Annotated in this window: 23 protein-coding genes; 13 read left to right on the forward strand and 10 right to left on the reverse strand. The window is 64.2% G+C overall.

The annotated features are described in order from the left end of the window. The 5 genes from ACK41V_RS19545 to ACK41V_RS19565 all read right to left on the reverse strand — a co-directional run. Positions 1-443: class II glutamine amidotransferase (locus ACK41V_RS19545; protein ID WP_409784780.1), on the reverse strand; the 443-nt coding region annotated here is incomplete at its 3' end. 212 nt (positions 444-655) lie between these two features. Next, the gene (locus tag ACK41V_RS19550; RefSeq protein ID WP_409784782.1) at positions 656-2,125 is read right to left on the reverse strand and encodes a DHA2 family efflux MFS transporter permease subunit; all 1,470 of its coding nucleotides are present in this window, start codon (positions 2,123-2,125) and stop codon (positions 656-658) included. Positions 2,126-2,183: 58 nt separating this feature from the next. Next, positions 2,184-2,375, reverse strand: a complete 192-nt coding sequence (locus ACK41V_RS19555; RefSeq protein ID WP_409784784.1) for a 4-oxalocrotonate tautomerase — start codon at positions 2,373-2,375, stop codon at positions 2,184-2,186. 39 nt (positions 2,376-2,414) lie between these two features. Then, the gene (locus ACK41V_RS19560) at positions 2,415-2,666 is read right to left on the reverse strand and encodes a cysteine-rich CWC family protein (RefSeq protein ID WP_409784786.1); all 252 of its coding nucleotides are present in this window, start codon (positions 2,664-2,666) and stop codon (positions 2,415-2,417) included. A gap of 200 nt (positions 2,667-2,866) precedes the next feature. After that, entirely contained in the window at positions 2,867-5,077 is a 2,211-nt protein-coding gene (locus ACK41V_RS19565; RefSeq protein WP_409784788.1) for a malate synthase G, read from the reverse strand. Between the two features lie 267 nt (positions 5,078-5,344). On the opposite strand from ACK41V_RS19565, the gene ACK41V_RS19570 reads away from it, so the two are divergent. The 3 genes from ACK41V_RS19570 (at position 5,345) to ACK41V_RS19580 (ending at position 9,064) form a co-directional block, all read left to right on the forward strand. Then, a complete protein-coding gene (locus ACK41V_RS19570) occupies positions 5,345-7,270 on the forward strand; it encodes an acyl CoA:acetate/3-ketoacid CoA transferase (protein ID WP_409784790.1) in 1,926 nt (641 codons plus the stop codon). A gap of 136 nt (positions 7,271-7,406) precedes the next feature. Next, a complete protein-coding gene (locus ACK41V_RS19575) occupies positions 7,407-8,393 on the forward strand; it encodes a LysR family transcriptional regulator (protein ID WP_409784791.1) in 987 nt (328 codons plus the stop codon). Between the two features lie 29 nt (positions 8,394-8,422). Beyond that, complete coding sequence (locus tag ACK41V_RS19580; protein WP_409784793.1) at positions 8,423-9,064, forward strand: response regulator; 642 nt, start codon at positions 8,423-8,425, stop codon at positions 9,062-9,064. Positions 9,065-9,314: 250 nt separating this feature from the next. On the opposite strand, the gene ACK41V_RS19585 is transcribed toward ACK41V_RS19580, so the two are convergent. The 4 genes from ACK41V_RS19585 to ACK41V_RS19600 all read right to left on the reverse strand — a co-directional run bounded on the left by ACK41V_RS19585 (position 9,315) and on the right by ACK41V_RS19600 (position 13,912). Beyond that, positions 9,315-9,809: a DUF3592 domain-containing protein gene (locus ACK41V_RS19585; RefSeq protein ID WP_409784795.1), complete on the reverse strand. Its 495-nt coding sequence runs from the start codon at positions 9,807-9,809 to the stop codon at positions 9,315-9,317. Between the two features lie 91 nt (positions 9,810-9,900). Next, positions 9,901-10,215 carry a hypothetical protein gene (locus tag ACK41V_RS19590; RefSeq protein WP_409784797.1) on the reverse strand — a complete coding sequence of 105 codons (315 nt, stop codon included), beginning with the start codon at positions 10,213-10,215 and terminating at the stop codon, positions 9,901-9,903. After that, positions 10,212-10,775, reverse strand: coding sequence for a hypothetical protein (locus ACK41V_RS19595; protein WP_409784799.1), 564 nt, complete (start codon positions 10,773-10,775; stop codon positions 10,212-10,214). The genes ACK41V_RS19590 and ACK41V_RS19595 overlap by 4 nt, the downstream gene beginning before the upstream one ends. A gap of 452 nt (positions 10,776-11,227) precedes the next feature. Beyond that, positions 11,228-13,912 (reverse strand): PAS-domain containing protein, encoded by a 2,685-nt coding sequence (locus ACK41V_RS19600; protein ID WP_409784801.1) that lies wholly within the window; start codon positions 13,910-13,912, stop codon positions 11,228-11,230. A gap of 241 nt (positions 13,913-14,153) precedes the next feature. Here ACK41V_RS19600 and ACK41V_RS19605 point away from each other — a divergent pair, with 241 nt between their 5' ends. Together ACK41V_RS19605 and ACK41V_RS19610 are read left to right on the forward strand one after the other, a co-directional pair. Beyond that, a complete protein-coding gene (locus ACK41V_RS19605) occupies positions 14,154-15,494 on the forward strand; it encodes a dicarboxylate/amino acid:cation symporter (protein WP_409784803.1) in 1,341 nt (446 codons plus the stop codon). A 350-nt stretch (positions 15,495-15,844) separates the two neighbouring features. Further along, entirely contained in the window at positions 15,845-16,291 is a 447-nt protein-coding gene (locus ACK41V_RS19610) for a DUF2214 family protein (protein ID WP_409784805.1), read from the forward strand. 80 nt (positions 16,292-16,371) lie between these two features. Here the strand turns inward: ACK41V_RS19610 and ACK41V_RS19615 are convergent, their stop codons facing one another. Further along, entirely contained in the window at positions 16,372-16,671 is a 300-nt protein-coding gene (locus tag ACK41V_RS19615; RefSeq protein ID WP_409784806.1) for a PsiF family protein, read from the reverse strand. A gap of 131 nt (positions 16,672-16,802) precedes the next feature. Between ACK41V_RS19615 and argS the strand changes: the two genes are divergently transcribed. From argS to ACK41V_RS19655, 8 genes are all read left to right on the forward strand, one after another. Next, positions 16,803-18,512, forward strand: a complete 1,710-nt coding sequence (gene argS, locus ACK41V_RS19620; RefSeq protein ID WP_409784807.1) for an arginine--tRNA ligase — start codon at positions 16,803-16,805, stop codon at positions 18,510-18,512. Positions 18,513-18,527: 15 nt separating this feature from the next. Continuing rightward, entirely contained in the window at positions 18,528-19,172 is a 645-nt protein-coding gene (locus tag ACK41V_RS19625) for an SPOR domain-containing protein (protein ID WP_409784809.1), read from the forward strand. 79 nt (positions 19,173-19,251) lie between these two features. Further along, complete coding sequence (locus ACK41V_RS19630) at positions 19,252-19,908, forward strand: thiol:disulfide interchange protein DsbA/DsbL (protein ID WP_409784811.1); 657 nt, start codon at positions 19,252-19,254, stop codon at positions 19,906-19,908. 119 nt (positions 19,909-20,027) lie between these two features. Next, the gene (lptA, locus tag ACK41V_RS19635; RefSeq protein WP_409784813.1) at positions 20,028-20,687 is read left to right on the forward strand and encodes a lipopolysaccharide transport periplasmic protein LptA; all 660 of its coding nucleotides are present in this window, start codon (positions 20,028-20,030) and stop codon (positions 20,685-20,687) included. A gap of 47 nt (positions 20,688-20,734) precedes the next feature. After that, the gene (lptB, locus tag ACK41V_RS19640) at positions 20,735-21,496 is read left to right on the forward strand and encodes an LPS export ABC transporter ATP-binding protein (RefSeq protein WP_409784814.1); all 762 of its coding nucleotides are present in this window, start codon (positions 20,735-20,737) and stop codon (positions 21,494-21,496) included. A 175-nt stretch (positions 21,497-21,671) separates the two neighbouring features. Continuing rightward, positions 21,672-23,261 (forward strand): RNA polymerase factor sigma-54, encoded by a 1,590-nt coding sequence (locus ACK41V_RS19645; RefSeq protein ID WP_409784815.1) that lies wholly within the window; start codon positions 21,672-21,674, stop codon positions 23,259-23,261. A 92-nt stretch (positions 23,262-23,353) separates the two neighbouring features. After that, positions 23,354-23,836: an acyl-CoA thioesterase gene (locus ACK41V_RS19650; RefSeq protein WP_409784816.1), complete on the forward strand. Its 483-nt coding sequence runs from the start codon at positions 23,354-23,356 to the stop codon at positions 23,834-23,836. Then, a partial coding sequence (locus tag ACK41V_RS19655) for a class I SAM-dependent RNA methyltransferase (RefSeq protein ID WP_409784817.1) occupies positions 23,833-24,782 on the forward strand: 950 nt, incomplete at its 3' end. The genes ACK41V_RS19650 and ACK41V_RS19655, both read left to right, overlap by 4 nt.

A 24,782-nucleotide genomic window follows, 5' to 3' on the forward strand; every position in this document is an offset into this window, starting at 1 on the left:
ACACTGGCGTGGGACTTCGCCAACTCCTGTAGCATCCAGCAGAACGCGTGCTCGCTGTCCGTGTCTCCCACCGGACGGAAGTGTGAGTGCAGGCGGGGACGGAAGTCCTTCAGATCCCCGTTGTGGGCGAACACCCAGTAACGCCCCCATAACTCGCGCACAAAAGGATGGCAATTCTGCAGGCTCACCACACCTTGGGTGGCCTTGCGGATGTGCGCGATGACGTTCTTGCTCTTAATGGGATAGCGCCGGATGAGTTCAGCCACCGGGGAATCCACGGCCGCCTGATGGTCCACGAAGTGGCGCAATCCCTTGTCTTCAAAAAAGGCAATGCCCCAGCCGTCGCTGTGGTGGTCGGTCTTGCCTCCGCGCTGTGCAAACCCCGTAAAGCTGAAGGTCACATCGGTGGGGACATTGCAATTCATGCCGAGCAGTTGGCACATGACTTTGATTCCATTTCGCTGGGTAGTAGCGGTGTGAGGTGGCTGAAGTGACCTCACTCAGGATGAGCTTTCAGCCGGTCACCGCGAAGGTGTTTATAGCGCCATCGTGGAGGGAGGTAGTGGAAACACATCGAGAAACGACGCAACGACAGCGCACCGACCGTACAAGATCCAAACGACAGAAACCGGTCAACCTGTCCGGTCACAACGCATCAAACATTCTCCAGATCTGGTTTGGGTTCGCGCAACTGCCATGCGGCAACCAGGGCAACCATACACAGGATGGTGAGCATCAAAAATGTCTCGCCGAAGGCTGCGATGCGCGCGGGGTTGCTTTCGCCCGCTACCAAGGATGCGCCGTGTGCGCTCAGGCGCCATTCCAGGACGATGCCACAAAGGCTCACGCCTGCCGCGCCGCCCAGCATGCGCAGAAAACCAATGGCGCTCGAGCCCTGAGAGATCAGCGACTTGTCCAGGGGGCGCATGGCGCCCAGATTCAGAGACGGAAGGATGAACCCCAGGCCGATCCGCCCCAGGATGGCAAAAGCCACCAGCATCCACAGCGGAGAGCCGAGTCCCACGAACACCATCAGTCCAAAAGAGAGCGCCAGCAAGCCCAGGCCGATGCTGACCAGGAAATGGGTCGGTTGACGATCCGCCAGGCGGCCCACAAAAGCGATCGTGATCGCGAGGACCAGACCGGCGGGCAACATGAGGGTGCCCACATGGGATGCAGACAACTCCAACCCCAGCTGCATGAACACCGGCAACAGATAGGTCGAGCCAAACAAGGCGGTGCCATAGATGAAGGCCACCACGCTACCCATCGCAAACGGGCGGTACTGGAACAGGCGCAGATCCATCAAGGGCTTGCGGCCGGTATGAATGAGCTTGCGTTGCCAGGCAATGAAGCCAGCCACTGCCAGCGCCGCACCCAACAACAAACCCCCAGCCTCGGTGACCGAGCCGCCGTGCAGCGCCACCAGCCCGTTGAGCAGGCACAGCGTGCCTACCGTGCCCAGCAGCAGGCCCCGCCAATCCAGCGCTTCACCTTGGCGATTCGCCTCCACGCCGCCAGGGGCGGTCACCGGGACAAATTTATAGGCCAGCCAGATGGAGATGAGGCACAGCGGAACGACCATGAAGAAGATCGAACGCCAGCCGAACCAGTCCACCAGCAGCCCACCGATGCTGGGGCCGATGGCCGGTGCCAGCACCACCCCCATGCCGAAGATACCGCTGGCGCGGCCTTGTTCGTGGGGGCGGAAGGCGTAAAGAATGATGACCGCGGGAATCGGTTGAACCACGCCCGCGGCGAGCCCTTCGGCCACCCGCGCGACCAGAACCAGGCCAAAATCACGCGCAAAGCCACCACCCACGCCACCCGCCAGCAAAAGCAACATCGCGCCGACATAGGTGGCGCGATAGCCGTAGCGGGACAACAACCACGGCGTGGTGAGCATCGACACGGTCGTGGCCACCATGAACCCTGAGGTGACCCATTGCGCACGCTCCTGGCCCAGGGTGAAGTAGTGGCTCATGTCCGGAATCGCCACGTTCACGATGGTCGACGACATGATCGACGCCATGGTTCCCACCATGACCGAAAGCAGCACCAGCCAGCGATAGCGCTCGCCGTACTTCTCGCGCAACACGGCCAATGAACCCGACGCGGCACTCATGGGGTGGGCCAATAAACGCAGGCGTTGAAAGGGCGGCGCTGAACTGGACGGTCTGCGTTCAGGCCGTCCGCTCCAGCCACAGCTTGCCGCCTGTGGCCCAGTTTTCGCGTTTGATGTCGGTGATCAGGATGTCGACCGATTCCGGCGAGCCGCCCAGAATCTCGACAGACACGCGGGTGATTTCTTCCACGAGCTTCTTCTTTTGTTCGACCGTGCGGCCTTCCATCATTTCGATGTGGTAGGTGGGCATCTCAGACTCCTTCGGGCGCTAAAAAGCGAAAAGTGGAAATCATATCGGTGGCGGCGCAGCCCGAGGGGACGATGGTGGATCGTCGTCCGTCTGTGGGGTGCCGCAGTTTGCACAGATGCAGGCTTTGCCACGTTGCGCCTCAGGTAGTGTGGCCAGCACGGCGGAGTCGATCACCTGTGCCATGCACCAGCAGCTTTCGGGCGGGCGACCGGCAACCATGGCGCACTGATTGGGCTGGCCGCACAGCGGACAACAAGAAAGGAGCGATGGGGGAGGGGTTTGCGCAGGCATGGGGCGGGTGGCGCAGGAGCGCCGCCAGCCAGTGTAAGGCGATGGGCCACTGACCGCTCCGCAAGACCGGAACCAGCGGCAGGCCCAGGGTTTCAAGCAAAAATAGCTGCTAGCGCTTATCCCATAAGCGCTAGCAGCTATAAAAAGAGGAGTAGAAAGGAGGGCGGCTATGGTGCTCCCCTCCCATAGACATCAGCCCCTCAGGCCGCCTGCGCCGACTTCAGCTTCAGGCGCCAGGCGTGCAGCAGCGGCTCGGTGTATCCGCTGGGCTGCTCTTCGCCCTTGAGCACCAGATCCAGCGCCGCACGGTAGGCGTAGCTGGTGTCAAAGTTTCCGGCCATGGGCTGGTACAGCGCGTCGCCCGCGTTCTGGCCGTCCACCACCGCGGCCATGCGCTCGAAGGTTTCCTTCACCTGGGCAGGTGTCACCACGCCGTGGCGCAGCCAGTTGGCCATGTGCTGGCTGCTAATGCGCAAGGTGGCACGGTCTTCCATCAGGCCCACGTTGTGGATGTCGGGCACCTTGGAGCAACCCACGCCCTGGTCCACCCAGCGCACCACGTAGCCCAGGATGCCCTGGGCGTTGTTGTCCAGCTCCTGCTGCTTCTCGGCCTCGCTCCAGCTCGGGTTGGCGCTCACGGGCACGGTGAGCAGGCCGGTCAGCAAGTTGTCGCGCTCGGCATTCACATCGGTCTTTTCCAGCTCGATCTGGATGTCGCTCACCTTCACCTGGTGGTAGTGCAGCGCGTGCAGCGTGGCGCCCGTCGGGCTGGGTACCCAGGCGGTGTTGGCTCCCGCCTTAGGGTGGGCGATCTTCTGCTTGAGCATCTCGGCCATCAGGTCGGGCATGGCCCACATGCCCTTGCCGATCTGCGCCTTGCCGCGCAGGCCGCACGACAGGCCCACCAGCACGTTGTTCTTCTCGTACGACTGGATCCAGGCGCTGGTCTTCATGTCGCCCTTGCGCACCATGGGGCCAGCGTGCATGGCGGTGTGCATTTCGTCACCCGTACGGTCCAGGAAGCCGGTGTTGATGAAAGCCACGCGGCTCGATGCTGCCGCGATGCAGGCCTTGAGGTTGACCGACGTGCGGCGCTCTTCGTCCATGATGCCCAGCTTGACGGTGCTGTCGGGCAGGCCCAGCAGCTTTTCCACGCGACCAAACAGTTCGGCGGCAAAGCCCACTTCGGCGGGGCCGTGCATCTTGGGCTTGACGATGTAGACGCTGCCTTTGCGGGAGTTGCGGATTCCGTCCTGCCCGTGGCCCTGCAGGTCGTGCAGTGCGATGGCCGTGGTGACCACCGCGTCCAAGATGCCTTCGGGAATCTCGCGCTGCACACCTTGCGCATCGGTCCACAGGATGGCCGGGTTGGTCATCAGGTGGCCCACGTTGCGCAAGAACATCAGCGAGCGGCCATGCAGGCGCACTTCGCCACCGGCCGGTCCGGTATAGACGCGGTCAGGGTTCAGCCCGCGCGTGATGGTCTTGCCGCCCTTGGCGACCTGCTCGGTCAGCGTCGCCTGGATGATGCCCAGCCAGTTGCTGTAGCCCAGCACCTTGTCTTCAGCATCCACGGCGGCTACGGAGTCTTCCAGGTCCAGGATGGTGGACAGCGCGGCTTCCAGCACCAGGTCGCTCACGCCCGCCGCATCGGTCTGGCCGATGGGTGTTGTGCGGTCGATCTGGATGTCCAGATGCAGGCCGTTGTGCTGCAGCAGCACCGACGAAGGCGCGGCAGCGTTGCCCTGGTAGCCCTTGAACTGCGAGGCATCTTTCAGACCCGTGGTGCTGCCGTTAGCGAGCGACACCACCAACTGGCCGCCCTCCACCTTGTAGGCCGTCGAATCCTTGTGCGAACCAGCGGCCAGGGGCGCCGTGTCGTCCAGCACCTGGCGTGCAAACGCAATCACCTTGGCGCCGCGCACGGGGTTGTAGCCCTTGCCCTTTTCGGCGCCGCCTTCTTCACTGATGGCGTCCGTGCCATACAGCGCGTCATACAGGCTGCCCCAGCGCGCGTTGGCGGCGTTCAGTGCGTAGCGGGCGTTCAGGATGGGCACCACCAGTTGCGGGCCGGCCTGCGTGGCCAGCTCGTCGTCCACATTGGCCGTGGTGGCCTTGACATCGGCGGGCTGGGGCACCAGGTAGCCGATCTTTTCCAGAAAGCTGCGGTACGCCACCATGTCGGCGATGGGGCCGGGGTTGGCTTTGTGCCAAGTGTCCAGCTCGGTCTGCAGGCGGTCGCGCTCGGCCAGCAGGGCGATGTTGCGCGGGGCCAGGTCGGCCACGATGGCGTCAAAACCCTTCCAGAACGCGGCGGCATCGACCCCCGTGCCGGGCAGCACCTTGTCGTCGACAAAGCGGTACAGGGAAGTGGCCACTTGCAGGCCGTGGGCGGTGGTGCGGTCGGTCATGGGGGTGCCTTGGGTCTTGAAGGTGAATGGGGGGAAAAGCAGCAGGGCCCACACGGGTGGACCCCATGAGCCAGACTGTATTGCAAATGTTTGCCCACATAAATACGCTGAAAAGCTCGAAACCAATGACTTTTACGCAAAACTGGAGATGGTCCGTAATTGCACGGAATGGCGCAGTGGCCGGTAAAGCACTACGCTGCGCGCAACGCCAGGGCGAAGGACAAAGACCCCGGCGCCACAAAAATAACCCCCACGGGAGACAAAACCATGCAGGCACCCCTGGCCGCTGGCGCACTGAACGCTGCCTACAAGAACAAGATCGTCAGCGCCGCCGACGCGGTGTTGCTCATCCACGACGGCGACACCGTAGCCACCGGCGGCTTTGTGGGCATTGGTTTTGCCGAGAGCATTGCGGTGGCGCTGGCCCAGCGCTGGGAATCGACACAAACCCCACGCGACCTGACACTGGTCTACGCGGCAGGCCAGGGCGACGGCAAACAGCGCGGCCTCAACCACCTGGGCCACGCGGGCCTGCTCAAGCGCGTGATCGGCGGGCACTGGGGCCTGGTGCCGCGCATCCAGAAGCTGGCGGTCGACAACCAGATTGAGGCCTGGAACCTGCCCCAGGGCGTGATCACGCACCTGTTCCGCGACATCGCGGCGGGAAAGCCCGGCACGCTCACGCGCGTGGGCCTCGACACCTTTGTGGACCCGCGCCACGGCGGCGGCAAGCTCAACGCACGCACCACCGAAGACCTGGTGCGCGTCCTGCCCATCGACGGGCAGGACTACCTGTTCTACAAGGCCTTCCCCATCCACGTGGGCATCATCCGGGCCACCACGGCCGATGCGGACGGCAACCTCACCATGGAGCGCGAGGCGCTCACGCTCGAAGCGCTGGCCATCGCCATGGCGGCGCGCAATTCAGGCGGTGTGGTCATCGCGCAGGTCGAGCGCATTGCAGAGCGCGGCACGCTCAACCCCCGGCAGGTGAAGGTGCCCGGCGTGCTGGTGGACGCCGTGGTGCTGGCCACCGAGCCCGCGCACCACCACCAGACCTTTGCCGAGCCCTACAGCGCCGCGTTTGCGGGCGAGCTGCGCGTGCCTGTGGACACGCTGGAGGCGATGCCGCTCACCGAGCGCAAGATCATCGCCCGCCGCGCGGCGCTGGAGCTGCGCCCGCACCAGGTGGTCAACTTAGGGATCGGCATGCCCGAGGGCGTGGCCAGCGTGGCGGCCGAAGAGCGCATCATCGACCTCGTCACGCTCACCGCCGAGCCGGGCGTCATCGGCGGCATCCCCGCGGGGGGCCTGAACTTTGGCGCGGCCGTGAACCCGCAGGCCATCATCGACCAGCCCAACCAGTTCGACTTTTACGACGGTGGTGGCCTCGATATCGCCATCCTGGGCCTGGCGCAGGCCGACCAGCATGGCAACCTCAACGTGAGCAAGTTCGGGCCGCGCCTGGCCGGGGCGGGCGGCTTCATCAACATCAGCCAGAACGCCAAGACCGTGGTGTTTGTCGGCACCTTCACGGCGGGCGCGCTGCAGGTGGAGGCGGTCGACGGCCACCTGCACATCCTTCACGAAGGCGGCGCGCGCAAGTTCGTTCGCGAGGTGGAGCACCGCACCTTCAGCGGCGCCGAGGCCCTGCGGCGCGGCCAGCGGGTGTTGTATGTGACGGAGCGCTGCGTGTTCCGCCTGGTGCCCTCGGGCGAGCCGGACGGCGGCGGCGCGCTGGAGCTGATCGAGCTGGCGCCCGGCATCGACCTGCACCGCGACGTGCTCGCCCACATGGCGTTCACGCCGCGCATCAGCCCCGGCCTGCAGACCATGGACCTGCGCCTGTTCGAGCCCGGTCCGCTGGGCCTGCGCGAGCAACTGCTCAACCGCCCGCTGGTGCAGCGCTTCGAGCTGGATGCGGCGCGCCAACTGCTGCACATCGACTTCTCGGGCCTGCAGATCAACACGGCCACCACCATCACCGCCATCGAGCAGGAGGTGCGCCGCCTGCTCGCCCCGCTCGCCGCGCAGGGCGAGCGCGTGGGGGTGATCGTGAACTACGACCACTTCACCATTGCGCCCGACCTGGCGGATGCGTATGCAGCGATGGTGCAGGGGCTCACGCGCGACCACTATGCCGAGGTCAAACGCTATGGCACGGTGGGATTTTTGAAGTCGCGCTTGCTTTGAATGCTATATAAATAATAGCTATTAGCGCTTATCCAGTAAGCGCTGGAGCCTGTTTTTATCTAAAAGTGAGGGGCGCAGGGCGTGCTGCGCGGTGCGGCAGCCCGCCCGCCTGCCGATGTCTCCATAATCACCGCCCATGGACAAACTCAAGGCCTTCGAATCGTTTGTGTCGGTGGCCACGCGCGGCAGCCTGACTGCCGCCGCCAAGGCTGAGGGCGTAGCACCCGCCATCATGGGGCGGCGGCTGGATGCGCTCGAAGAGCACCTGGGCGTCAAGCTCTTGGTGCGCACCACGCGCCGCATCAGCCTCACGCACGAAGGCAGCGCGTTTCTGGAGGACTGCCAGCGCCTGCTGTCCGACGTGGCCAATGCCGAGGCCAGCGTGTCCGAAGGCGGGGTCAAGGCCACGGGCCACCTGCGCATCACCGCGCCCGCAGGCTTTGGCCGCCGCCACGTCGCCCCGCTGGTGCCGCGTTTTCGGGCCGAGCACCCGGATGTGACGATCTCGCTCAACCTCAGCGACCGCGTGGTGGACCTAGCCGGTGAGGGTTTTGACTGCGCCGTGCGCGTGGGCGACCTGCCCGACTCGTCCCTGGTCAGCGTGCGCATTGCCGACAACCGCCGCCTGTGCGTGGCCACGCCCGAATACCTCGCCCGCCGCGGCACCCCGCGCGCCCCGGCAGAACTGCTGCAGCACGACTGCCTCACGCTGTCCAGCGACGCATCGCAGACGCGCGGCTGGGCGTTTCGCGTCCCGCGGACCGCCAGCGGGGAAGCCCTGGACGGCGCCGTTGCGGGCGCGCGCGGTCCCCGTGCCGATGGCTCCACCGAGGTCATGCACCTCAAGCCTGGCGGCCCGCTCGATTGCTCCGACGGCCAGGTGCTGCACGACTGGTGCCTGGGCGGCTGGGGCATCGCCTGGCGCAGCACCTGGGAGGTAGAGGCCGAGATCGCCGCAGGCCGCCTGGTCGCGGTGCTGGAGGACTACGCCGCGCCACCCAACGGCATCTACGTCGTCTTCCCCCAGCGCAAACACCTGCCGCTGCGCGTGCGGCTGTGGATCGACTTCCTGAAACACCAGTACGCACAACCTGCGTTCTGGAAAGGCCCCCAGGGCGGCTGACCACTGCCCCCTGGCAGACTGCACATTCCATGTCCTCCGCGCCCACGCTCCTCGTCGCTGACGACCACCCCCTGTTCCGCGCCGCCGTGCTGCACGTGCTGCGCGAGCGCCTGCCCCAGTACCGCACGCTGGAGGCGGCCAGCGCCGCCACGCTGGGTCAGGCGCTGCAGGAGCACCCCGAGGTGGAGCTGGTGCTGCTGGACCTGAGCATGCCCGGCGCGCGCGGCTTTTCGTCGCTGCTGCACGTGCGCGGCGAATACCCCGAACTGCCGGTGGTGATCATTTCCTCCAACGACCACCCGCGTGTCATCCGGCGCGCGCAGCAGTTCGGCGCGGCGGGTTTCATCCCCAAATCCGCGCCCGCCGAAGCCATGGGCGACGCCATCCAGGCCGTGCTCGACGGCGGCAGCGGGTTCCCGCCCATCGCCGCTGAGCGCTCCGAGGCAGACGCAGAGCTGGCCGCGCGGCTGGCGCAGCTCACGCCCCAGCAGTTCCGCGTGCTGCTGTGCCTGGCCGATGGGTTGCTCAACAAGCAGATCGCGGCGGCGCTGGGGTTGGCGGAGAACACCGTGAAGGTGCATGTGACCGCGATCCTCAAGAAGCTGGCTTGCTATAGCCGGACGCAGGCGGCGGTGTTGGTGAAAAGTCTGGATACCGAAACCACGCCTTGAATCGCAACGACTCGAACTGGTCGCAATTTGGTGCTGGTTGCAAAACCAGGGTTCGAGCGCGACCGTGGGTTGGTACGCGCAGATCTTTTCAATATTTCCGGGTCGGTGCGTATACAGCTGGTCAGGTGCTAGCCAGATGACGGAATTCGGTCAGGAGCGGTCTGTGGGGGCGATGAAAGCGGGTGCTCAACGTTTGACATGAGGGATGCACAAAAGGCGCAGCCTTTTGTGCATCCCCACGATGGAAGGGTTAGGGCGCATTTTGGAGCCTGGGAGAGCCCATGGTTCTGGACCAAACTAGAAATGCCGCAAGTGATAGACCTGCTGCCACAGACCACATGGTGAAGACCAATGCCCAACTTGCCCGCGGTACGGACAAGCCTGACATTGTGATCTCACTCGTTACTGGAGACTCCGGCAAATAGATGACATCGACCGGCGTTCCTATGGGCTTCATTTCGGGGGAGGCGCCGCAACCATGCGCGCGCAAGAAGTGGGCGACTTTTTGAACCGAATACTCAACCAACACGCTACTGGAACACCGATTGCGCCCGGTCAGTAAACGGTAGCTCACGATCACTCCTTGCACCAATTGGCCACGCTCGCGAAGAGCGCGAGCTTCTTCGATCTGTGTGTAGCTGCGAGGGGTGTATGCGAGTGCAATGCCCAGCGCGAGAACGGCAGCGAGAAGTAGCAGCCAACGTTTGATGGCGGCAGCCGCGACTTTGGCAGGTGGAAAAGGCATCAAGTACGCGGGTTTGCGCTCTAACGTTTGAGATGAAAGGCATGACCCGGCTTGCCGGGACGTGTCCTCTCGATTGAAGGGTTAGATTTCTTCAGTCGAAGAAGTCTTCTATATCGCTTCCTACATCGTTCGCGTTGGCGATAACAGCCTCATAGAGCGCTCTCATCGTCTCAAAGTCTTCATCGAAATCGCGAACGCTAAACGGCGTTGATTTTCCATTCGTCACGATCCGAAAGTAGAACGATGAAACTCCGCGATCTTCGTCAAAGTGGGAAGAAATATGCAGAGTGTGGTTCTTATGGTCGCAGAAGTACGCGAGTCCATCGGCTTCGCTCCAAGATAGCTGGCCCTTCTCTGTTGCGGGCTGAAGCTGATAGACGAAGCTTCGTAGTGCCTTAGGAATCATCTGCTCTTCTCCGTGAAATTCTTGGTCGAGCCTTGCAGTTCAGCCAGTTGACCAGCGATTGATAGCAATGCCTGCTTAGTCCTCTTTGAGGAACTAGAAGTGCTCACATTTGGGTTATAGCTGTAGGCCTCTATCGTCGAGCGTGCTTTTCTATGCGGAGAAGCATCCTCCGAGAGTTGGGCATAAAAGACCTGAGAGTACAGCTTCACTATTTGATGCAGAACCGTCGAGGAAATCGCTCGCCCTTCTTCGAGGGAGCAGATCGCCACATAAATAGTGGTTTGACATTCCGCAATCTCGCGGGCGGTGACCAAGCCAGTCACTGCATTGAAGACTTTTCTGGCTTCGTCTGTCGCCATCTCTGACGCCTTCTGCGCCCGACGAAGTTCGATGATCGCGAAAAAGACTCCGTATGCAGTAGCGAACGATCCAATCGTTCCAATTGACGTGGTTGCATCTTTAAGAAGTTCTGGCCTCCAAATGACTATGCAGAGACCCACAAGTGCCGTCAGGACTGCAGTTATCAGATGAACTGCCTTGTCTTCTATGTTGAATGACATAAATCGTTGGCAAAGAAATCTAACGTGATGTATCCCGCAAAACCTGCGGGATAAACTGGACCGTGCGGGATATTCTGGACACTGATTTCTCCTGGAGGTCGCTTGCAGCATAGGTTTGCAAGCGATGACCTGTTCAAACGTCCAGGTATAAAAATTCCATGAAACCCGGCACGCGTCAACTCGGCAAACTATAGCTTGCCGTAGGCAGACACCGGGATTTCCAGCAGCCGCTGCAGCAAGTCAATGGCGGCTTCCGGGCAGCACTTCTGAACGGCGGCTCTGGGCCCAAAGAAGCCTTCCGTGGCCCGGCAATTCACACTCCTCGACACACCACGCCCATTCCAGAGGCTTCGTCGACTCTCATCCGCGTTCAGATAATCTCATACGATTTCACTAATGAAAATGGCATCTGGCGCTTGCGGAATAAGCGCCAAGAGCTATAAATTCCATAGCTAACGTTGTTGACTCTCCCGCAGCCGCAACAACGTCTGGCTCATCAACGCCCGCAGCGCCGGTGCCCTTACCGGCTTGGCCAAAAACCCCCAGCCGCGTTCGGCCGCCTGTCGGCGCAAGGTGGCGTCGCGCTCGGCGGTCACCAGGATCACGGCGGGCGTCTGCCCCCAGCGCTGGCACAACGCGGCATAGACATCCGGGCCGTGGTGACCGGGGCCCAGGTGCACGTCCAGCAGTACCAGCTGCGGCGCCTGGCCGCGTTCGGCCTGGACCAGCGCCTCGGGCGCGCCAGCGGCCAGCGGCACCTGGCAGCCCCAGCGTTCCAGCAGGGCGCGGGTGGCGGCGCAGGTGGGACCGTCGTCTTCGATCACCCAGGCGCTGCTGCCGTGCAGTGGGGTGTCGTCGTCTCCCTGTTCGTGCGATGGGGTGGAGGGGCCGATGGGCTGCACGGCGGCCGGGTCGCCCAATGGCACGCGCACCGAAAACACGCTGCCCCGCCCCAGTTGCGAGCGCAGGCCGATGGGGTGGCCCAGCAGGCGGCCCAGGCGTTCGACGATGGCCAGGCCCAGGCCCGCGCCCCGGTCGCCGCCCTGGCCTTCGTCCAGGCGGCGAAACTCTTCAAAGATCTCGCGCTGCAGCGCCTCGGGGATGCCGGGGCCCTGGTCATGCACCTCGATGCGGACGTGCCCCGGGCCGTCGCGGCGGCAGCCCACAACGATGCGCCCGTGCCGGCTGTAGCGGATGGCGTTGGAGACAAAGTTCTGCAGGATGCGGCGCAGCAGGTTCTCGTCAGTGCGGACCACAGCGCTGGTGGGCACGCAGCGCAGCGCAAGGCCCTGGCTCTCGGCCAGCACGCCAAAGTTGTGGCCGAGCACCTGCAGCAGCGGGCCCAGCGCCACGTCGCGCACGCGCACGTCGAGCTGGCCGGACTCCATGCGCGCGATGTCCAGCAGGCTGTTGAGGATCGCGTCCTGCGCGGCCAGTGCACCGTCGATGCGGTCCACCGCATGCCGCTCGGCATCACCCGGCAGATGGCCGCGCAGCAAGGACGTGAACATGCGCGCGGCGTTCAAGGGCTGCAGCAGGTCGTGCACGGCGGCCGCCACAAAGCGGGTCTTGTAGCGGTTGGCCTGCTCGGCCTCGCGCCGGGCGGCATCCAGGTCGCGCGTGCGGTCGGCCACGCGCTGCTCCAGGGCGTCGGCCAGGCTGCGCAGCTCGCGTGCGGCGTTCTTGTAGCTGGTGATGTCGGCGTAGCTGGTCACAAAGCCGCCTTCGGGCAGCGGGTTGCCGCGAATCTCCAGCACCGTGCCGTCGCCTTTGGCGCTCTCGTGCAGGTGGGGCAGGCCGCTGCGCAGGTGCGACAGGCGCCGCTCGATGGCCTCATCCACTGGGCCGGGGCCCAGCAACCCCCGGCGCGCGTTGTGGCGCAGCAGGTCGGCAATGGGCTGGCCCACGCGCATCAGGTCGGCCGGGAAGCGAAACAGCTGCACGTAGCGCGAGTTCCAGGCCACCAGATTCAGGTCGGCGTCGATGATGACCACGCCTTGGGGCAGGTGCTCCAGGCTGCGGCTCAGACCGGTGTCGGTCTGCTCTGCGGCCTGTTGCGCCGCCTGCACGATGCCGTCCTGGGCGGTGCGCAGCTCTTGGGCGTGCTGGCGCAGCACGGTTTCCAGCTCGTGGCGGCTGCGCTGGCGCAGGCTGGACAGGCGCTGGCGCTGGCGCACAAACAGCACCAGCAGGCCCAGCGCCAGCCAGCCGCCCGCGCCTGCCGCAGCGGCCCAACGGCTGTCTGCCACGCTGCCATGGGTTTCGTGCACCAGGTGCAGTTGCCACGGCGTGCCGGGCAGCGGCTGCGTTTGCCACAGCACGCGGCCAGACAGCGCGGGCAGATCGGGTGTTTGCACGCTGACCAGCCGCCCCCCGTTGTCCATGGGGTCCACCACGCGGTACTGCAGCGGGCGCAGGGGCTGGTCGGCGTATTGCCGGGTGGCGTTCAGTTCGCGGCGTTCCTCGTCGTCCAGCGGCTCCAGCAGGCGGTAGCGCCACGCATCCTGGCTGGCCAAAAAAACCACGCCATGCGCGTCCGAGGCGAGCACGATGTCGGTGGTCTGCAGCCACTCGCGCTCCAGCTCCTGCAGCGCGATCTTGATGGCCACCAGTCCCAGCGTCTGGCCGTTGTCGCCCTGAATGGCCTGCGACAGAAAGTAGCCCGGCTCTCCCGTGGTCACGCCAATGCCGTAGAAGCTGCCGCGCCCCTGCGCCAGGGCCTCCTGCACATACGGGCGAAAGCTGTAGTCCACCCCCACATTGCTGGTGGCCGTGCGCCAGTTGCTGGCGGCCACGGCCAGGCCGTCGCGGTTGAGCAGCGTGAGCGTGGACGACTGGCTGGCGCCGTTGGCCTGCTCCAGCTTGTGGTTGAGTTGCTCGACTTCGGCGGCGCTCAGGGGGCGGCTCAGCGCGTCGCGCAGCTGCGCGTCCAGCGCCAGCACCTCGGGCAGGGTGCGGTAGCGGTCGATGCGCTGGGCCAGCGCCTGGCCGTACAGGGCCAACTGGCCGCGCACGCTCTCGTTTTCGTCATGCAGCGACCGCTGCCAGGCCCACTGTCCGGCCACAAACATGCTGGCCACCATGCCGCCGAGCAGGATTAGCAGCGTCCAGAATTTGCGGCGGGTGGGCGTCGGCATGGCAAAAAAAGGGTTCGTGGGTGGCAAGTCAGCGCGATCCGGGAGGGCGCCAGGCGCAGCCGCAGAGTGTGCCGCACCGGGTTGGGGACTAAGTAATTACCCTGATTTGTGGCCAGACGCCCCCTATGGCGGCCCCGCCGACTAATACCAATAGGTTATCGGCTCAAACGGCGTGCGGCGGTACAAACGGCACCCTCGACGCACCCCGGTGGTGCAGTCCCCGTGATTTCTGGAGATCTCCATGCACACCATTACCGCCCCCACTGCCCACCCCGCGCGGCTGCCGTTTTATCGGCAGCTGTATTTTCAGGTGGTGGTCGCCATCATCCTCGGGGTTCTGCTGGGCCACTTCGAGCCCGCCTACGGCGCTGCCATGAAGCCCTTCGGCGATGCCTTCATCAAGCTGATCAAGATGATCATCGCGCCGGTGATCTTTCTGACCATCGTCACCGGCATTGCGGGCATGTCGCAGCTCAGCACCGTGGGCCGCGTGTTCGGCAAGGCCATGGCGTACTTCCTGACCTTCTCCACCCTGGCCCTGGTGGTCGGCCTGATCGTTGCCAACGTGATGCAGCCGGGCGCGGGCATGCACATCAACCCGGCCGACCTGGACCAGAAAGAAGTCAGCAGCTACGTGGCCAAGTCGCACGACATGAGCCTGACCGGCTTTGTCATGGACATCATCCCCAAGACGCTGGTCAGCCCCTTCGTGGGCGACAACATCCTGCAGGTGCTGCTGGTGGCCGTGCTGTTCGGCGTGGCGCTGGCCTTGTCGGGCAATGCGGGCAAGCCGGTGCAGGCCTTTCTCGAATCGCTGACGGTGCCTGTGTTCAAGGTGGTCAACATCGTCATGCGGGCCGCCCCCATTGGCGCGTTTGGTGCCATGGCCTTCACCATCGGCAAGTTTGGCCTGGGCTCGCTGCTCAACCTGGCCGAACTGGTGGCCACGTTCTACATCACCTCGCTGTTCTTCGTGCTCGTCATCCTGGGCGGCGTGGCGCGTGCCTGTGGCTTCTCGGTCATCAAGCTGATCAAGTACCTCAAGGCCGAGCTGCTGCTGGTGCTGGGCACGTCCTCGTCCGAGTCGGCCCTGCCCTCGCTGATGGAAAAGATGGAGCGCGCCGGTTGCAAGAAGTCCGTCGTTGGCCTGGTCGTGCCCACCGGTTATTCCTTCAACCTGGACGGCACCAACATTTACATGACGCTGGCCGCGCTGTTCATCGCCCAGGCCACCGACACGCACCTCACGCTGGGCCATCAAGTCGCCCTGTTGCTGGTGGCCATGTTGTCGTCCAAGGGCGCGGCAGGTGTGACCGGCGCAGGCTTCATCACCCTGGCCGCCACCCTGGCCGTGGTGCCCGAAGTGCCCGTGGCGGGCATGGCGCTGATTTTGGGTGTGGACCGTTTCATGAGCGAATGCCGCTCGCTGACCAACTTCATCGGCAACGCCGTGGCCACCGTGGTGGTCTCCCGCTGGGAAAACGCGCTGGACTATGACCGCCTGAACGCGGCGCTGGACGGCCAGCCCCTGCCCGCGCCGGAAGAGCCCGCTGCAGCGGCGGTTGTACCGGCGACGGTCTGAGCGTTCTTCGCGCTGCGCCAGACAGCCGGTGCGGCAGTGGATCGAAGGGCAAGACGCCACGCAACGCAGCATCAAAAATAGGAGCGGGTAGCGCTTGATATACAAGGCATTCAAGGTGATTTGTGCCTCAAGTCGTTGTGCATCAAGCGCTAGCAGCTCACTTTTTTAATTCAGGCAGCGTCCGAAAGGTCATGGAGCCTCTCAAGCAGTTTTCTGCCGCGCACGCCGCGCACGCAGCGGGGTGGCAAGGTCCTCAAGCACAATGGCCGCCAACAACCCGGTGTCCGGTGCCCAGAAGGCTGCATGCCCCCGTGCGCTGCACCGACAGACCGGCGACAACAAGGAAACCCATGACCCTCGAAGCCACCCTGGCCGCCCTGCATCTGGTGGCCATCCTGACCTTTGTGGTCTTTTTGTCGAGCCAGGCCGCGCTGTGCCGCATTGAATGGATGAACGCTGCCGTGGTCGAACGCCTGGCGCGGCTGGATGTGATTTACGGCGCGGCTGCCATGGTGATGATTGGCAGCGGTCTGGCGCGCCTCATCTGGGGCATCAAGGGGGCGTCCTGGTATCTGTCGCAGCCCATGTTTCACATCAAGATCACCATCGTGGTGGTCATGGCCCTGCTGTCGATCTGGCCGTCCATCATGTTCCGCCGCTGGCGCCGCAACCTGCATGCCACAGGCGCCCTGCCCGAGGCGCTGGAGGTGAAAAAGGTGCGCCGCCTCGTGATGATCCAGTCGCATGGGCTGCCGGTGGTGGCGGTCATTGCGGTGTTCTGGGCGCGGGGCTGGTAGGGCGGCCTGCCCACCAGGAGCGGAAATCAAAAAGCCCGCCAGTGGTGCCACTGGCGGGCTTTTTTTGGCTGGTGCCGCTGTCAGCCCTTGAGGCACTCGCTCATGAAGGCCTTGCGTTCATCGCCCTTGAGCGTCTTGGCTTTTTCGTCGGCGTTGCAGGTCTTCATCTTGGTCTGCTGCTTTTCTTGCTTGTTGGAAGACAGGCATTCCTTCATGAACGCCTTGCGTTCGTCGCCTTTGAGCGTTTTGGCTTTTTCGTCGGCGTTGCACGTGACCATCTTGGATTGCTGCTTGGTCGGCGCCTTGTCCTCGGCTGCGTGGGCGGACAGACCCAGCGACAGGGCCAGGCCCAGAGCGGTCAGGGAAAGAAGCTTTTTCATGGAATCTCCTGGTGTGAATGCGTTATGGGGGCTCCCGGCGGGATTGCACCATAGAACGTCTGTAGCGGCAACGCGGATGGCGCCTGAACAGGTGTTCCGCCGCGCTTACCCGTGCCCCGTAAAATCCGCCGATGCTTACAGCCAAAAATGAATTGCTCGCCGCGCTTGCCGGCGAGCTGGAAGTTCTGTCCCCCGGCGCTGGCGCCAAGGCAGCGTTCGAATCCCCCAAGGTGGCCGCCCATGGCGATTTCGCCTGCACCGCCGCCATGCAGCTGGCCAAACCCCTCAAGCTGAACCCACGCGCTTTGGGCGAACAGCTCAAGGCTGCGCTGGAGGCCACCCCTGCGTTTGCGCGCTGGGTCGAGGCGATCGAGATTGCAGGCCCCGGCTTTTTGAACATCCGCCTCAAGCCCGCCGCCAAGCAGGAAGTGGTGCGCGAGGTGTTGGCGGCTGGCGCGCATTTTGGCTACCAGGCGAACAACGGCCAGCAAGTGCTGGTTGAGTTTGTGTCGGCCAACCCCACCGGCCCGCTGCACGTGGGCCACGGCCGCCAGGCTGCGCTGGGCGATGCCATCTGCAACCTGTTCAGCACCCAGGGCTGGAAGGTGCACCGCGAGTTCTATTACAACGACGCGGGTGTGCAGATCCAGACGTTGACCACCAGCACGCAACTGCGCGCCAAGGGCTTCAAGCCCGGAGACGAATGCTGGCCCGTCGATCCGGAGAATCCAGCGTCCAAGGCGTTCTACAACGGCGAATACATCCAGGAGATCGCCAACGACTTCCTCGCCCAAAAGACCGTCAAGGCCGATGACCGCGAGTTCACCGCCAGCGGTGATGTGGAAGACGTGGAATCGATCCGCCAGTTTGCGGTGGCCTACCTGCGCAACGAGCAGGACAAGGATCTGCAGGCTTTCAACCTCAAGTTTGACGAGTACTACCTGGAGTCCAGCCTGTACACCAGTGGCCGCGTGGAGGGTACGGTGAACAAGCTGGTGGCCAACGGCAAGACCTACGAGCAGGACGGCGCGCTGTGGCTCAAGTCCACGGACTACGGCGACGACAAGGACCGGGTCATGCGCAAGCAGGACGGCACGTTCACCTACTTTGTGCCCGACGTGGCCTACCACATCGCCAAGTGGGAGCGCGGCTACACCAAGGTCGTCAACATCCAGGGCACGGACCACCACGGCACCATCGCCCGCGTGCGCGCCGGGCTGCAGGCGGCTGATGTGGGCATCCCGCAGGGCTACCCCGACTACGTGCTGCACACCATGGTGCGCGTGGTCAAGGGCGGCGAAGAGGTCAAGATCAGCAAGCGCGCGGGCAGCTACGTCACGCTGCGGGATTTGATCGAGTGGACCAGCAAGGACGCCGTGCGCTTCTTCCTGCTCAGTCGCAAGCCCGACACCGAGTACACCTTCGACGTGGACTTGGCCGTGGCGCAGAACAACGACAACCCGGTGTATTACGTGCAGTACGCGCACGCACGCATCCAGTCGGTGCTGCGGGCCTGGCAAGACGCCGGGGGGGGCGATGTGGCGTCGCTCCACGGTGTCGACCTGTCGGCCCTGGAAGGCCCGCAGGCCCAGGCGCTGATGCTGCAACTGGCCAAGTACCCCGAGATGCTCACGGCTGCTGCCGATGGTGAAGCGCCGCATGACGTGACCTTCTACCTGCGCGACCTGGCCGCCTGTTACCACAGCTATTACGACGCCGAGCGCATTCTGGTGGATGACGAGGTGGTGAAGAAGGCCCGTCTGGCCCTCGTCGCCGCCACTGCGCAGGTATTGCACAATGGCCTCGCCGTGCTGGGCGTGTCGGCTCCAGCCAGAATGTAAGCAGTGACTTTGATCATGAAAAAGCAACAAAAGGGCGGGACCATCATCGGCTTTATCGTCGGTGTCATCGTCGGCCTGGGGGCGGCATTGGCCGTGGCGGTTTACGTTACCAAGGTGCCGGTGCCCTTCCTGAACAAGGGGGGCGGTCGTGGTGTGGACATGGATGCCGCCGAATCGCAGAAGAACAAGAACTGGGACCCGAACTCGCCGCTGTATGGGCGCAACCCGGCGCGCCCACCGGCGCCTGTGGTGGCGGCCCCCGCATCTGCACCTGCACCGGCTGCGGCACCAGAGGTGCGGGCTGCGGCCTCCGCGCCCAAGCCAGCGGCCAGCAAGCCGGACGCCAAGGCCGAAACCAAGCCGGGCGCCGACCCCCTGGGCGATCTGGCCGTGGCCAAGGCCGCCGCCACCGGCAATCTGGATCCGTTCGACTATTTTGTGCAGGCCGGGGCCTTCAGAACCCAGCCAGACGCCGATGCGCAGCGCGCCAAACTCGCCATGCTGGGCTGGGAAGCCCGTGTGAGCGAGCGTGAACAAAATGGCCGGGCGGTGTTCCGCGTGCGGGTGGGCCCGTTCACCAAACGCGACGACGCCGAGCGGATCAAGGAAAAGCTGGACGGCGCCGGGGTGGACTCGGCACTGGTTCGCGTTCAGCGCTGATACGTCAGACTTCGAGGTCTGAACTTTTTACGGGGGCATGGCTCACATCCCCCAGACCTGTAACAGGAGAGTCTTTGTCATGAAACGCCGTGAGTTTTCTTTGTCCACCGCCTCGGTGGTTGCCGCATCTGCCCTGACACTGCCAGTGGCGAACACCGCCATGGCGCAGGCCCGCCAGTTCAAGGAGGGCAAGGACTTCAAGCGGCTGGACAAGCCCGTAGCGCCTGATGCCCCCGCAGGCAAGGTCGATGTGATCGAGTTCTTCTGGTACAGCTGCCCCCATTGCAACGCGTTTGAACCGGTGCTGGACGCCTGGGTCAAGGCAGCACCCAAGGACCTGAGCGTGCGCCGCATGCCCGTGGCCTTCAACGCCAGCTTCGTGCCCCAGCAAAAGCTGTACTACACGCTGGAAGGCATGGGCAAGCTCGAAGAACTGCACGCCAAGGTGTTCCGCGCCATCCACGTCGAAAAGCAAAAGCTTGCCAAAGACGACGAAATCCTGGCCTGGGTGACCAAGCAGGGTGTGGATGCGGCCAAGTTCAAAGAGGTGTACGGCTCGTTCTCCGTGTCCAACCAGGTCCGCCGCGCATCGCAGTTGCAAGAAGCGTATGGCGTGGAAGGCGTGCCTTCGATGGGCGTGGCCGGCAAGTTCTACACCGACGGCACCATGGCGGGCAGCATGCAGACGGTGCTGCAGGTGGTGGAACACCTCGCTGCTACGGCCCGCAAAGGCTGACAATACGCTGTGTATTCTTATTAATAGCCCCTCGGGGCGTCTGCCAAAGCCCGCGTGTGCGGGCTTTTTTCATGGTGGGCGCGAATGCGTGGCTACAATGATTGCAAGATTCGTGCCCTATGAACCATCGCCTACTCTCGATCCTTCTGCTCACCGCCATGGCCTGCACCTTCGGTGTGGCCCATGCCGAAAAGGCCGACCGCGCCAAGCCCATGAACATCGAGGCCGACGCTTTGCGGCACGATGAACTCAAGCAGACCAGCGTGTTTACTGGCCGGGTGGTCATGACCAAGGGCTCCATCGTGCTGCGCGGTGCGCGGCTGGATGTGCGACAGGATGCAGACGGTTACCAGTACGGCGTCGTCACGGCAGAGGCTGGCAAGCGCGCCTTCTTCCGCCAAAAGCGAGACACCTTGCCCGGCGCGCCCGATGAATTCATCGAAGGCGAAAGCGAAGTCATCGAATACGACGGCAAGGCCGACAACGTGCGGTTCATCACCCGCGCCGAATTGCGCCGCTACCGCGGCTCGGTGCTCAACGACGAAATCACTGGCGCCGTGATCGTCTACAACAACCTGACAGATGTGTTCTCGGTAGACGGCCAGCGGCGGCCATCTACCAATGCGGCAGGTGATGCGCCCGCCACGGGTGGCCGTGTGCGTGCAGTGCTTTCGCCCAACGACCCGCCCCCTACCGGGCCCGGAGCCCCCGCTTCGGCAGCGCCCGCATCGGCCCCGGTGCTGCGCCCCAGCAACAGCCTTGGCGGCGGCGCCAAGTGAGCGCGCAGCCCGTGAGCACCGGTCCTGAACCCCAGGAGGGGAGCCGCTTGAATGCCGATTTCCAGGCGGGCAGTCGCCTGGAAGTGCTGCACCTGGCCAAGTCGTATGGCAGCCGCAAGGTGGTCAAGGATGTGTCGCTGGTCGTGCAAAAGGGCGAAGTCGTGGGGCTGCTGGGCCCCAACGGCGCGGGTAAAACCACCTCGTTCTACATGATCGTGGGGCTGGTGCGCAGCGACGAGGGGGACATTCGCATCGACGGCCAGTCGGTCGCCCACATGCCCATTCACCGCCGGTCACGCCTCGGGCTGTCGTATCTGCCGCAGGAAGCGTCCATTTTTCGCAAGCTCACGGTCGAAGAAAACGTGCGCGCCGTGCTGGAACTGCAGCGCGGCGACGACGGCCAGCCGCTCAGCCGCGCGGGCATCGAAGAGCGCCTGACCGCCCTGCTCCAAGAGCTGCGCGTGGACCACCTGCGCGCCTCGCCCGCCATGGCCCTGTCCGGCGGCGAGCGCCGCCGGGTAGAGATCGCCCGGGCCCTCGCCACACAACCGCGTTTTATCCTGCTGGACGAGCCCTTTGCGGGCATCGACCCCATCGCCGTGATCGAGATCCAGCGCATCATCGGTTTTCTGAAAGCGCGCGGCATTGGTGTGCTCATCACCGACCATAACGTGCGGGAGACGCTGGGCATCTGCGACCACGCGTTCATCATCAGCGATGGCCAGGTTCTGGCCCAGGGCACACCGTCCGAGATCGTTGACAACGCCGAGGTGCGGCGCGTGTACCTGGGCGAACACTTCAAGATGTGAACGACATGGCCCCCACGCTTGTCACTTCGTGTACTGCGCTGCCCCCCAAGGGGGCCTTCGCGCCTTGGGGCGGCCCGGCGGCGCGGCGATGCGCCCCCACGCTCCCCGCTGCGCGTGGTTCGCTGCCCCCCGAAGGGGCTATCGCGCCTTGGGGCGGCCCGGCGGCGCTCAATCAATGAAACCAGGTCTCTCGCTGCGCGTCTCGCAGCATCTCGCACTGACCCCCCAGCTTCAGCAGTCCATCCGGTTGCTGCAGTTGTCCACGCTGGAGCTGTCCCAGGAAGTCGAGCAGATGCTCGACGAAAACCCGTTCCTCGAACGCAATGCCGACGAGGCCCCGCGCGAGGAGTTTGGCTTGGAGGCGGCCGACACGCCCGCGCAGCCCGATGAGTACAGTTCGGATGACGCTATATTTTCAGGAGCTACCAGCGCAAGCAGTACAAGCGCTGAAGGCCAAAATGATGCTGAAACGCCGAGTGCTGGCGCGGATGAGCCCGACTGGAGCGGCGACGGCACCGTAGAGATGGCGCCCAACGACGCCGAGTGGGGTGGCGACGCACCCGCCCGCAACCGCAACGACTCCGAAGGCGACGAGGCCGACGCCACCGAGCTGGCCCGTTCGCACGAATCGCTGACCGCCTTTTTGCACCGCCAGGCCCTGTCGCTGCGCCTGTCCGAGATCGACCGCGCCGCGCTGCGCTTCCTCATCGAATCGTTGACCGACGATGGCTATCTGGAAGAGCCGCTTGACGAGCTGGCCATCAGCCTGGCCGGTCCTGACGACCTGGAGCAGATCGAAGAGCTGGTGCACCGCTTTACCGTGGCCCAGCGCCTGCTGCAAAGCCTGGAGCCCGTGGGTGTGGGCGCGCGTGGCCTGGCTGAGTGCCTGACCTTGCAGCTCAAGGCCCTGGCCGCCGACGAAGACAGCGACATCGACCCCGATGCGGTGCAGACCGCACTGCGCATTTGCCAGCAGCCGCTGGAGATGCTGGCGCGCCGCGACATCCGCCGCCTGACGCAGCTGTGCGGTGACGGCGAAGAACGCACCCGCGCCGCCATGGCGCTGATCGCCCGGCTGGAACCCCGCCCCGGCCGCCGTTTTGCCGATGTGGAACGCAACATCATCGTGCCCGATGTCATCGTGCGCAAAGCAGGGCGTGCCAACGGCCGGGATGGCCAGCACAACTTCATCGTCGCGCTCAACCCCGACGTGATGCCCCGACTGCGCGTGCACGACATCTACGCCGGCGCCCTGCGCGGCCACAAGGGCGGTGAAGGCCACCAGGGCATGCAACAGCGCCTGCAGGAGGCGCGCTGGTTCATCAAAAACATCCAGCAGCGCTTTGACACCATCCTGCGCGTCTCGCGCGCCATTGTGGAGCGGCAAAAAAGCTTCTTCACCCATGGTGAACTGGCCATGCGCCCGCTGGTACTGCGCGACATTGCCGACGAACTGGGCCTGCACGAATCCACCATCAGCCGCGTGACCACCGCCAAGTACATGTCCACCCCGATTGGCACCTACGAGCTGAAGTATTTCTTCGGCTCGGGCCTGGGTACCGAGACAGGCGGCAACGCTTCTAGTACCGCCGTGCGCGCGCTCATTAAGCAGTTTGTGGCCGCAGAAAGCCCGGCCAAGCCGCTGTCAGACAGCCAGATCGCCGAAATGCTCAAGGAACAAGGCATCGAATGCGCACGCCGCACCGTGGCCAAGTACCGCGAGGCGCTCAAGATCGCGCCCGCGAACCTGCGAAAAGCGCTGTAGCGTCGCTGCCGGAGGGGCATGCCGGGCGCGCTAGGTTGTGTTTCCGGTTCTTCACGTTTCCGTTTTCGTTTCCCTATTACCGTTGCTCTGCCATGGCCCGCATCGTTTTTGACCTTCCTCCTCAATTCGGCTTTGCCACCGAAATGCAGATCTACATCAGCCACGTGAACCAGGGCGGGCACCTGGACAACGCGCAGCTGCTCAGCCTCGTGTCCGAGGCGCGGGTGCGTTTCTTTCAGTCGCTGGGCTACCCCGAGGCCGATGTGGGCGGCTTGTCCATCGTGGTCGGCGACATCGTGGCGCAGTACAAGTCCGAGGGCTTCCACGGCGAAACCATGCGGGTGGAGATGGCGCCTGCGGACTTCAACCGCTATGGGTTTGACCTGGTCTTTCGCATGACCGAAAAGGCCGAGGGCCGCGAGGTGGCGCGCGGCAAGATCGGCATTGTTTTTATCGGCAAGGCCGACCGCAAAGTGGCGCCAATCCCCGAATCCATCCGCCAATTGCTGCTGGCCCGTGCGGGAACGCCGGATTCACACGCACTTTCCGAGCGCGTATCCTCACCAACGTCATGAATCAACTCCAACTTTTTCTCCCTTGCGCCGCCGGTGTCGAGGGCTTTCTGGCCGACGAGGTGCATGGCATCACCGGCCTCACGGGGCAAGACCTGCTGGTGGGCCGGGGTGGCGTGTTGCTGCGCGCCTCCTGGCGCGAGGCGCTGCTGCTCAACCTGCACAGTCGCCTGGCCCAGCGCGTGCTGGTGCAACTCGCGCACCGCCCCTACCGTTCTGAAAACGACCTGTATGCCGCCGCCAGCGACGTGGCTTGGGAAATCTGGTTCACCACGCGCCAGACCTTCAAGGTCGAAGTGACCGCCCAGCACAGCCCGCTGCAGAGCCTGAATTTCGCAGGCCTCAAAGTCAAAGATGCCGTGGCCGACCGCTTCCGCAACAAAAGCGGCGTGCGCCCCGATGTGAACACGCAGTGGCCCGACGTGCGCATCCACCTGCACCTGACCACCGACGAAGCCACGATCTACATCGACACCTCTGGCGAGCCGCTGTTCAAACGCGGCTGGCGCGAGGACAAGGGCGACGCCCCGCTGAAGGAAACCCTCGCCGCCGCCATGATCGCCGCCAGCGGATGGGACCCGCACGGCGACAACCCCCAGCCGCTGTACGACCCCTGCTGCGGCAGCGGCACCATCGCCATCGAGGCCGCGCAGATCGCCTGCCGCATCCCGGCGGGCATGTTGCGCCGCTTTGCGTTCGAGAAACTGCTGCCGTTCCAGGCACATGTCTGGTCTGCTATCAAAAACGAAGCTGAAAGCGCAATACAGACAAGCGCTGTGCCCATATTTGGCAGTGATGTGGCCCACCGCATGGTCGATTTTTCCCAGCGCAACGCCGAACGTGCGGGCGTGGCCGACGCCGTGCAACTGCGCGGCGGCGACGCCCTGCAGCGCATGCCGCCCAGCGAACAACCCGGCGTGATGCTGCTCAACCCGCCCTACGGCGAGCG

The sequence above is a fragment of the Acidovorax sp. genome (genome assembly GCF_046291265.1).
Lineage (GTDB): Bacteria > Pseudomonadota > Gammaproteobacteria > Burkholderiales > Burkholderiaceae_C > Acidovorax.

Excerpts from the sequence above, each read along its gene's own strand:
- ACK41V_RS19570 (WP_409784790.1), top strand. The coding sequence starts at position 5,345 with ATGCAGGCACCCCTGGCCGCTGGCGCACTGAACGCTGCCTACAAGAAC.
- ACK41V_RS19585 (WP_409784795.1), bottom strand. The coding sequence starts at position 9,809 with ATGCCTTTTCCACCTGCCAAAGTCGCGGCTGCCGCCATCAAACGTTGG.
- ACK41V_RS19650 (WP_409784816.1), top strand. The coding sequence starts at position 23,354 with ATGGCCCGCATCGTTTTTGACCTTCCTCCTCAATTCGGCTTTGCCACC.
- ACK41V_RS19600 (WP_409784801.1), bottom strand. The coding sequence starts at position 13,912 with ATGCCGACGCCCACCCGCCGCAAATTCTGGACGCTGCTAATCCTGCTC.
- ACK41V_RS19615 (WP_409784806.1), bottom strand. The coding sequence starts at position 16,671 with ATGAAAAAGCTTCTTTCCCTGACCGCTCTGGGCCTGGCCCTGTCGCTG.
- ACK41V_RS19560 (WP_409784786.1), bottom strand. The coding sequence starts at position 2,666 with ATGCCTGCGCAAACCCCTCCCCCATCGCTCCTTTCTTGTTGTCCGCTG.
- ACK41V_RS19565 (WP_409784788.1), bottom strand. The coding sequence starts at position 5,077 with ATGACCGACCGCACCACCGCCCACGGCCTGCAAGTGGCCACTTCCCTG.
- lptA (WP_409784813.1), top strand. The coding sequence starts at position 20,028 with ATGAACCATCGCCTACTCTCGATCCTTCTGCTCACCGCCATGGCCTGC.
- ACK41V_RS19630 (WP_409784811.1), top strand. The coding sequence starts at position 19,252 with ATGAAACGCCGTGAGTTTTCTTTGTCCACCGCCTCGGTGGTTGCCGCA.
- argS (WP_409784807.1), top strand. The coding sequence starts at position 16,803 with ATGCTTACAGCCAAAAATGAATTGCTCGCCGCGCTTGCCGGCGAGCTG.
- ACK41V_RS19610 (WP_409784805.1), top strand. The coding sequence starts at position 15,845 with ATGACCCTCGAAGCCACCCTGGCCGCCCTGCATCTGGTGGCCATCCTG.
- ACK41V_RS19645 (WP_409784815.1), top strand. The coding sequence starts at position 21,672 with ATGAAACCAGGTCTCTCGCTGCGCGTCTCGCAGCATCTCGCACTGACC.
- ACK41V_RS19575 (WP_409784791.1), top strand. The coding sequence starts at position 7,407 with ATGGACAAACTCAAGGCCTTCGAATCGTTTGTGTCGGTGGCCACGCGC.
- ACK41V_RS19595 (WP_409784799.1), bottom strand. The coding sequence starts at position 10,775 with ATGTCATTCAACATAGAAGACAAGGCAGTTCATCTGATAACTGCAGTC.
- ACK41V_RS19550 (WP_409784782.1), bottom strand. The coding sequence starts at position 2,125 with ATGAGTGCCGCGTCGGGTTCATTGGCCGTGTTGCGCGAGAAGTACGGC.
- ACK41V_RS19555 (WP_409784784.1), bottom strand. The coding sequence starts at position 2,375 with ATGCCCACCTACCACATCGAAATGATGGAAGGCCGCACGGTCGAACAA.
- ACK41V_RS19580 (WP_409784793.1), top strand. The coding sequence starts at position 8,423 with ATGTCCTCCGCGCCCACGCTCCTCGTCGCTGACGACCACCCCCTGTTC.
- ACK41V_RS19605 (WP_409784803.1), top strand. The coding sequence starts at position 14,154 with ATGCACACCATTACCGCCCCCACTGCCCACCCCGCGCGGCTGCCGTTT.
- ACK41V_RS19590 (WP_409784797.1), bottom strand. The coding sequence starts at position 10,215 with ATGATTCCTAAGGCACTACGAAGCTTCGTCTATCAGCTTCAGCCCGCA.
- ACK41V_RS19625 (WP_409784809.1), top strand. The coding sequence starts at position 18,528 with ATGAAAAAGCAACAAAAGGGCGGGACCATCATCGGCTTTATCGTCGGT.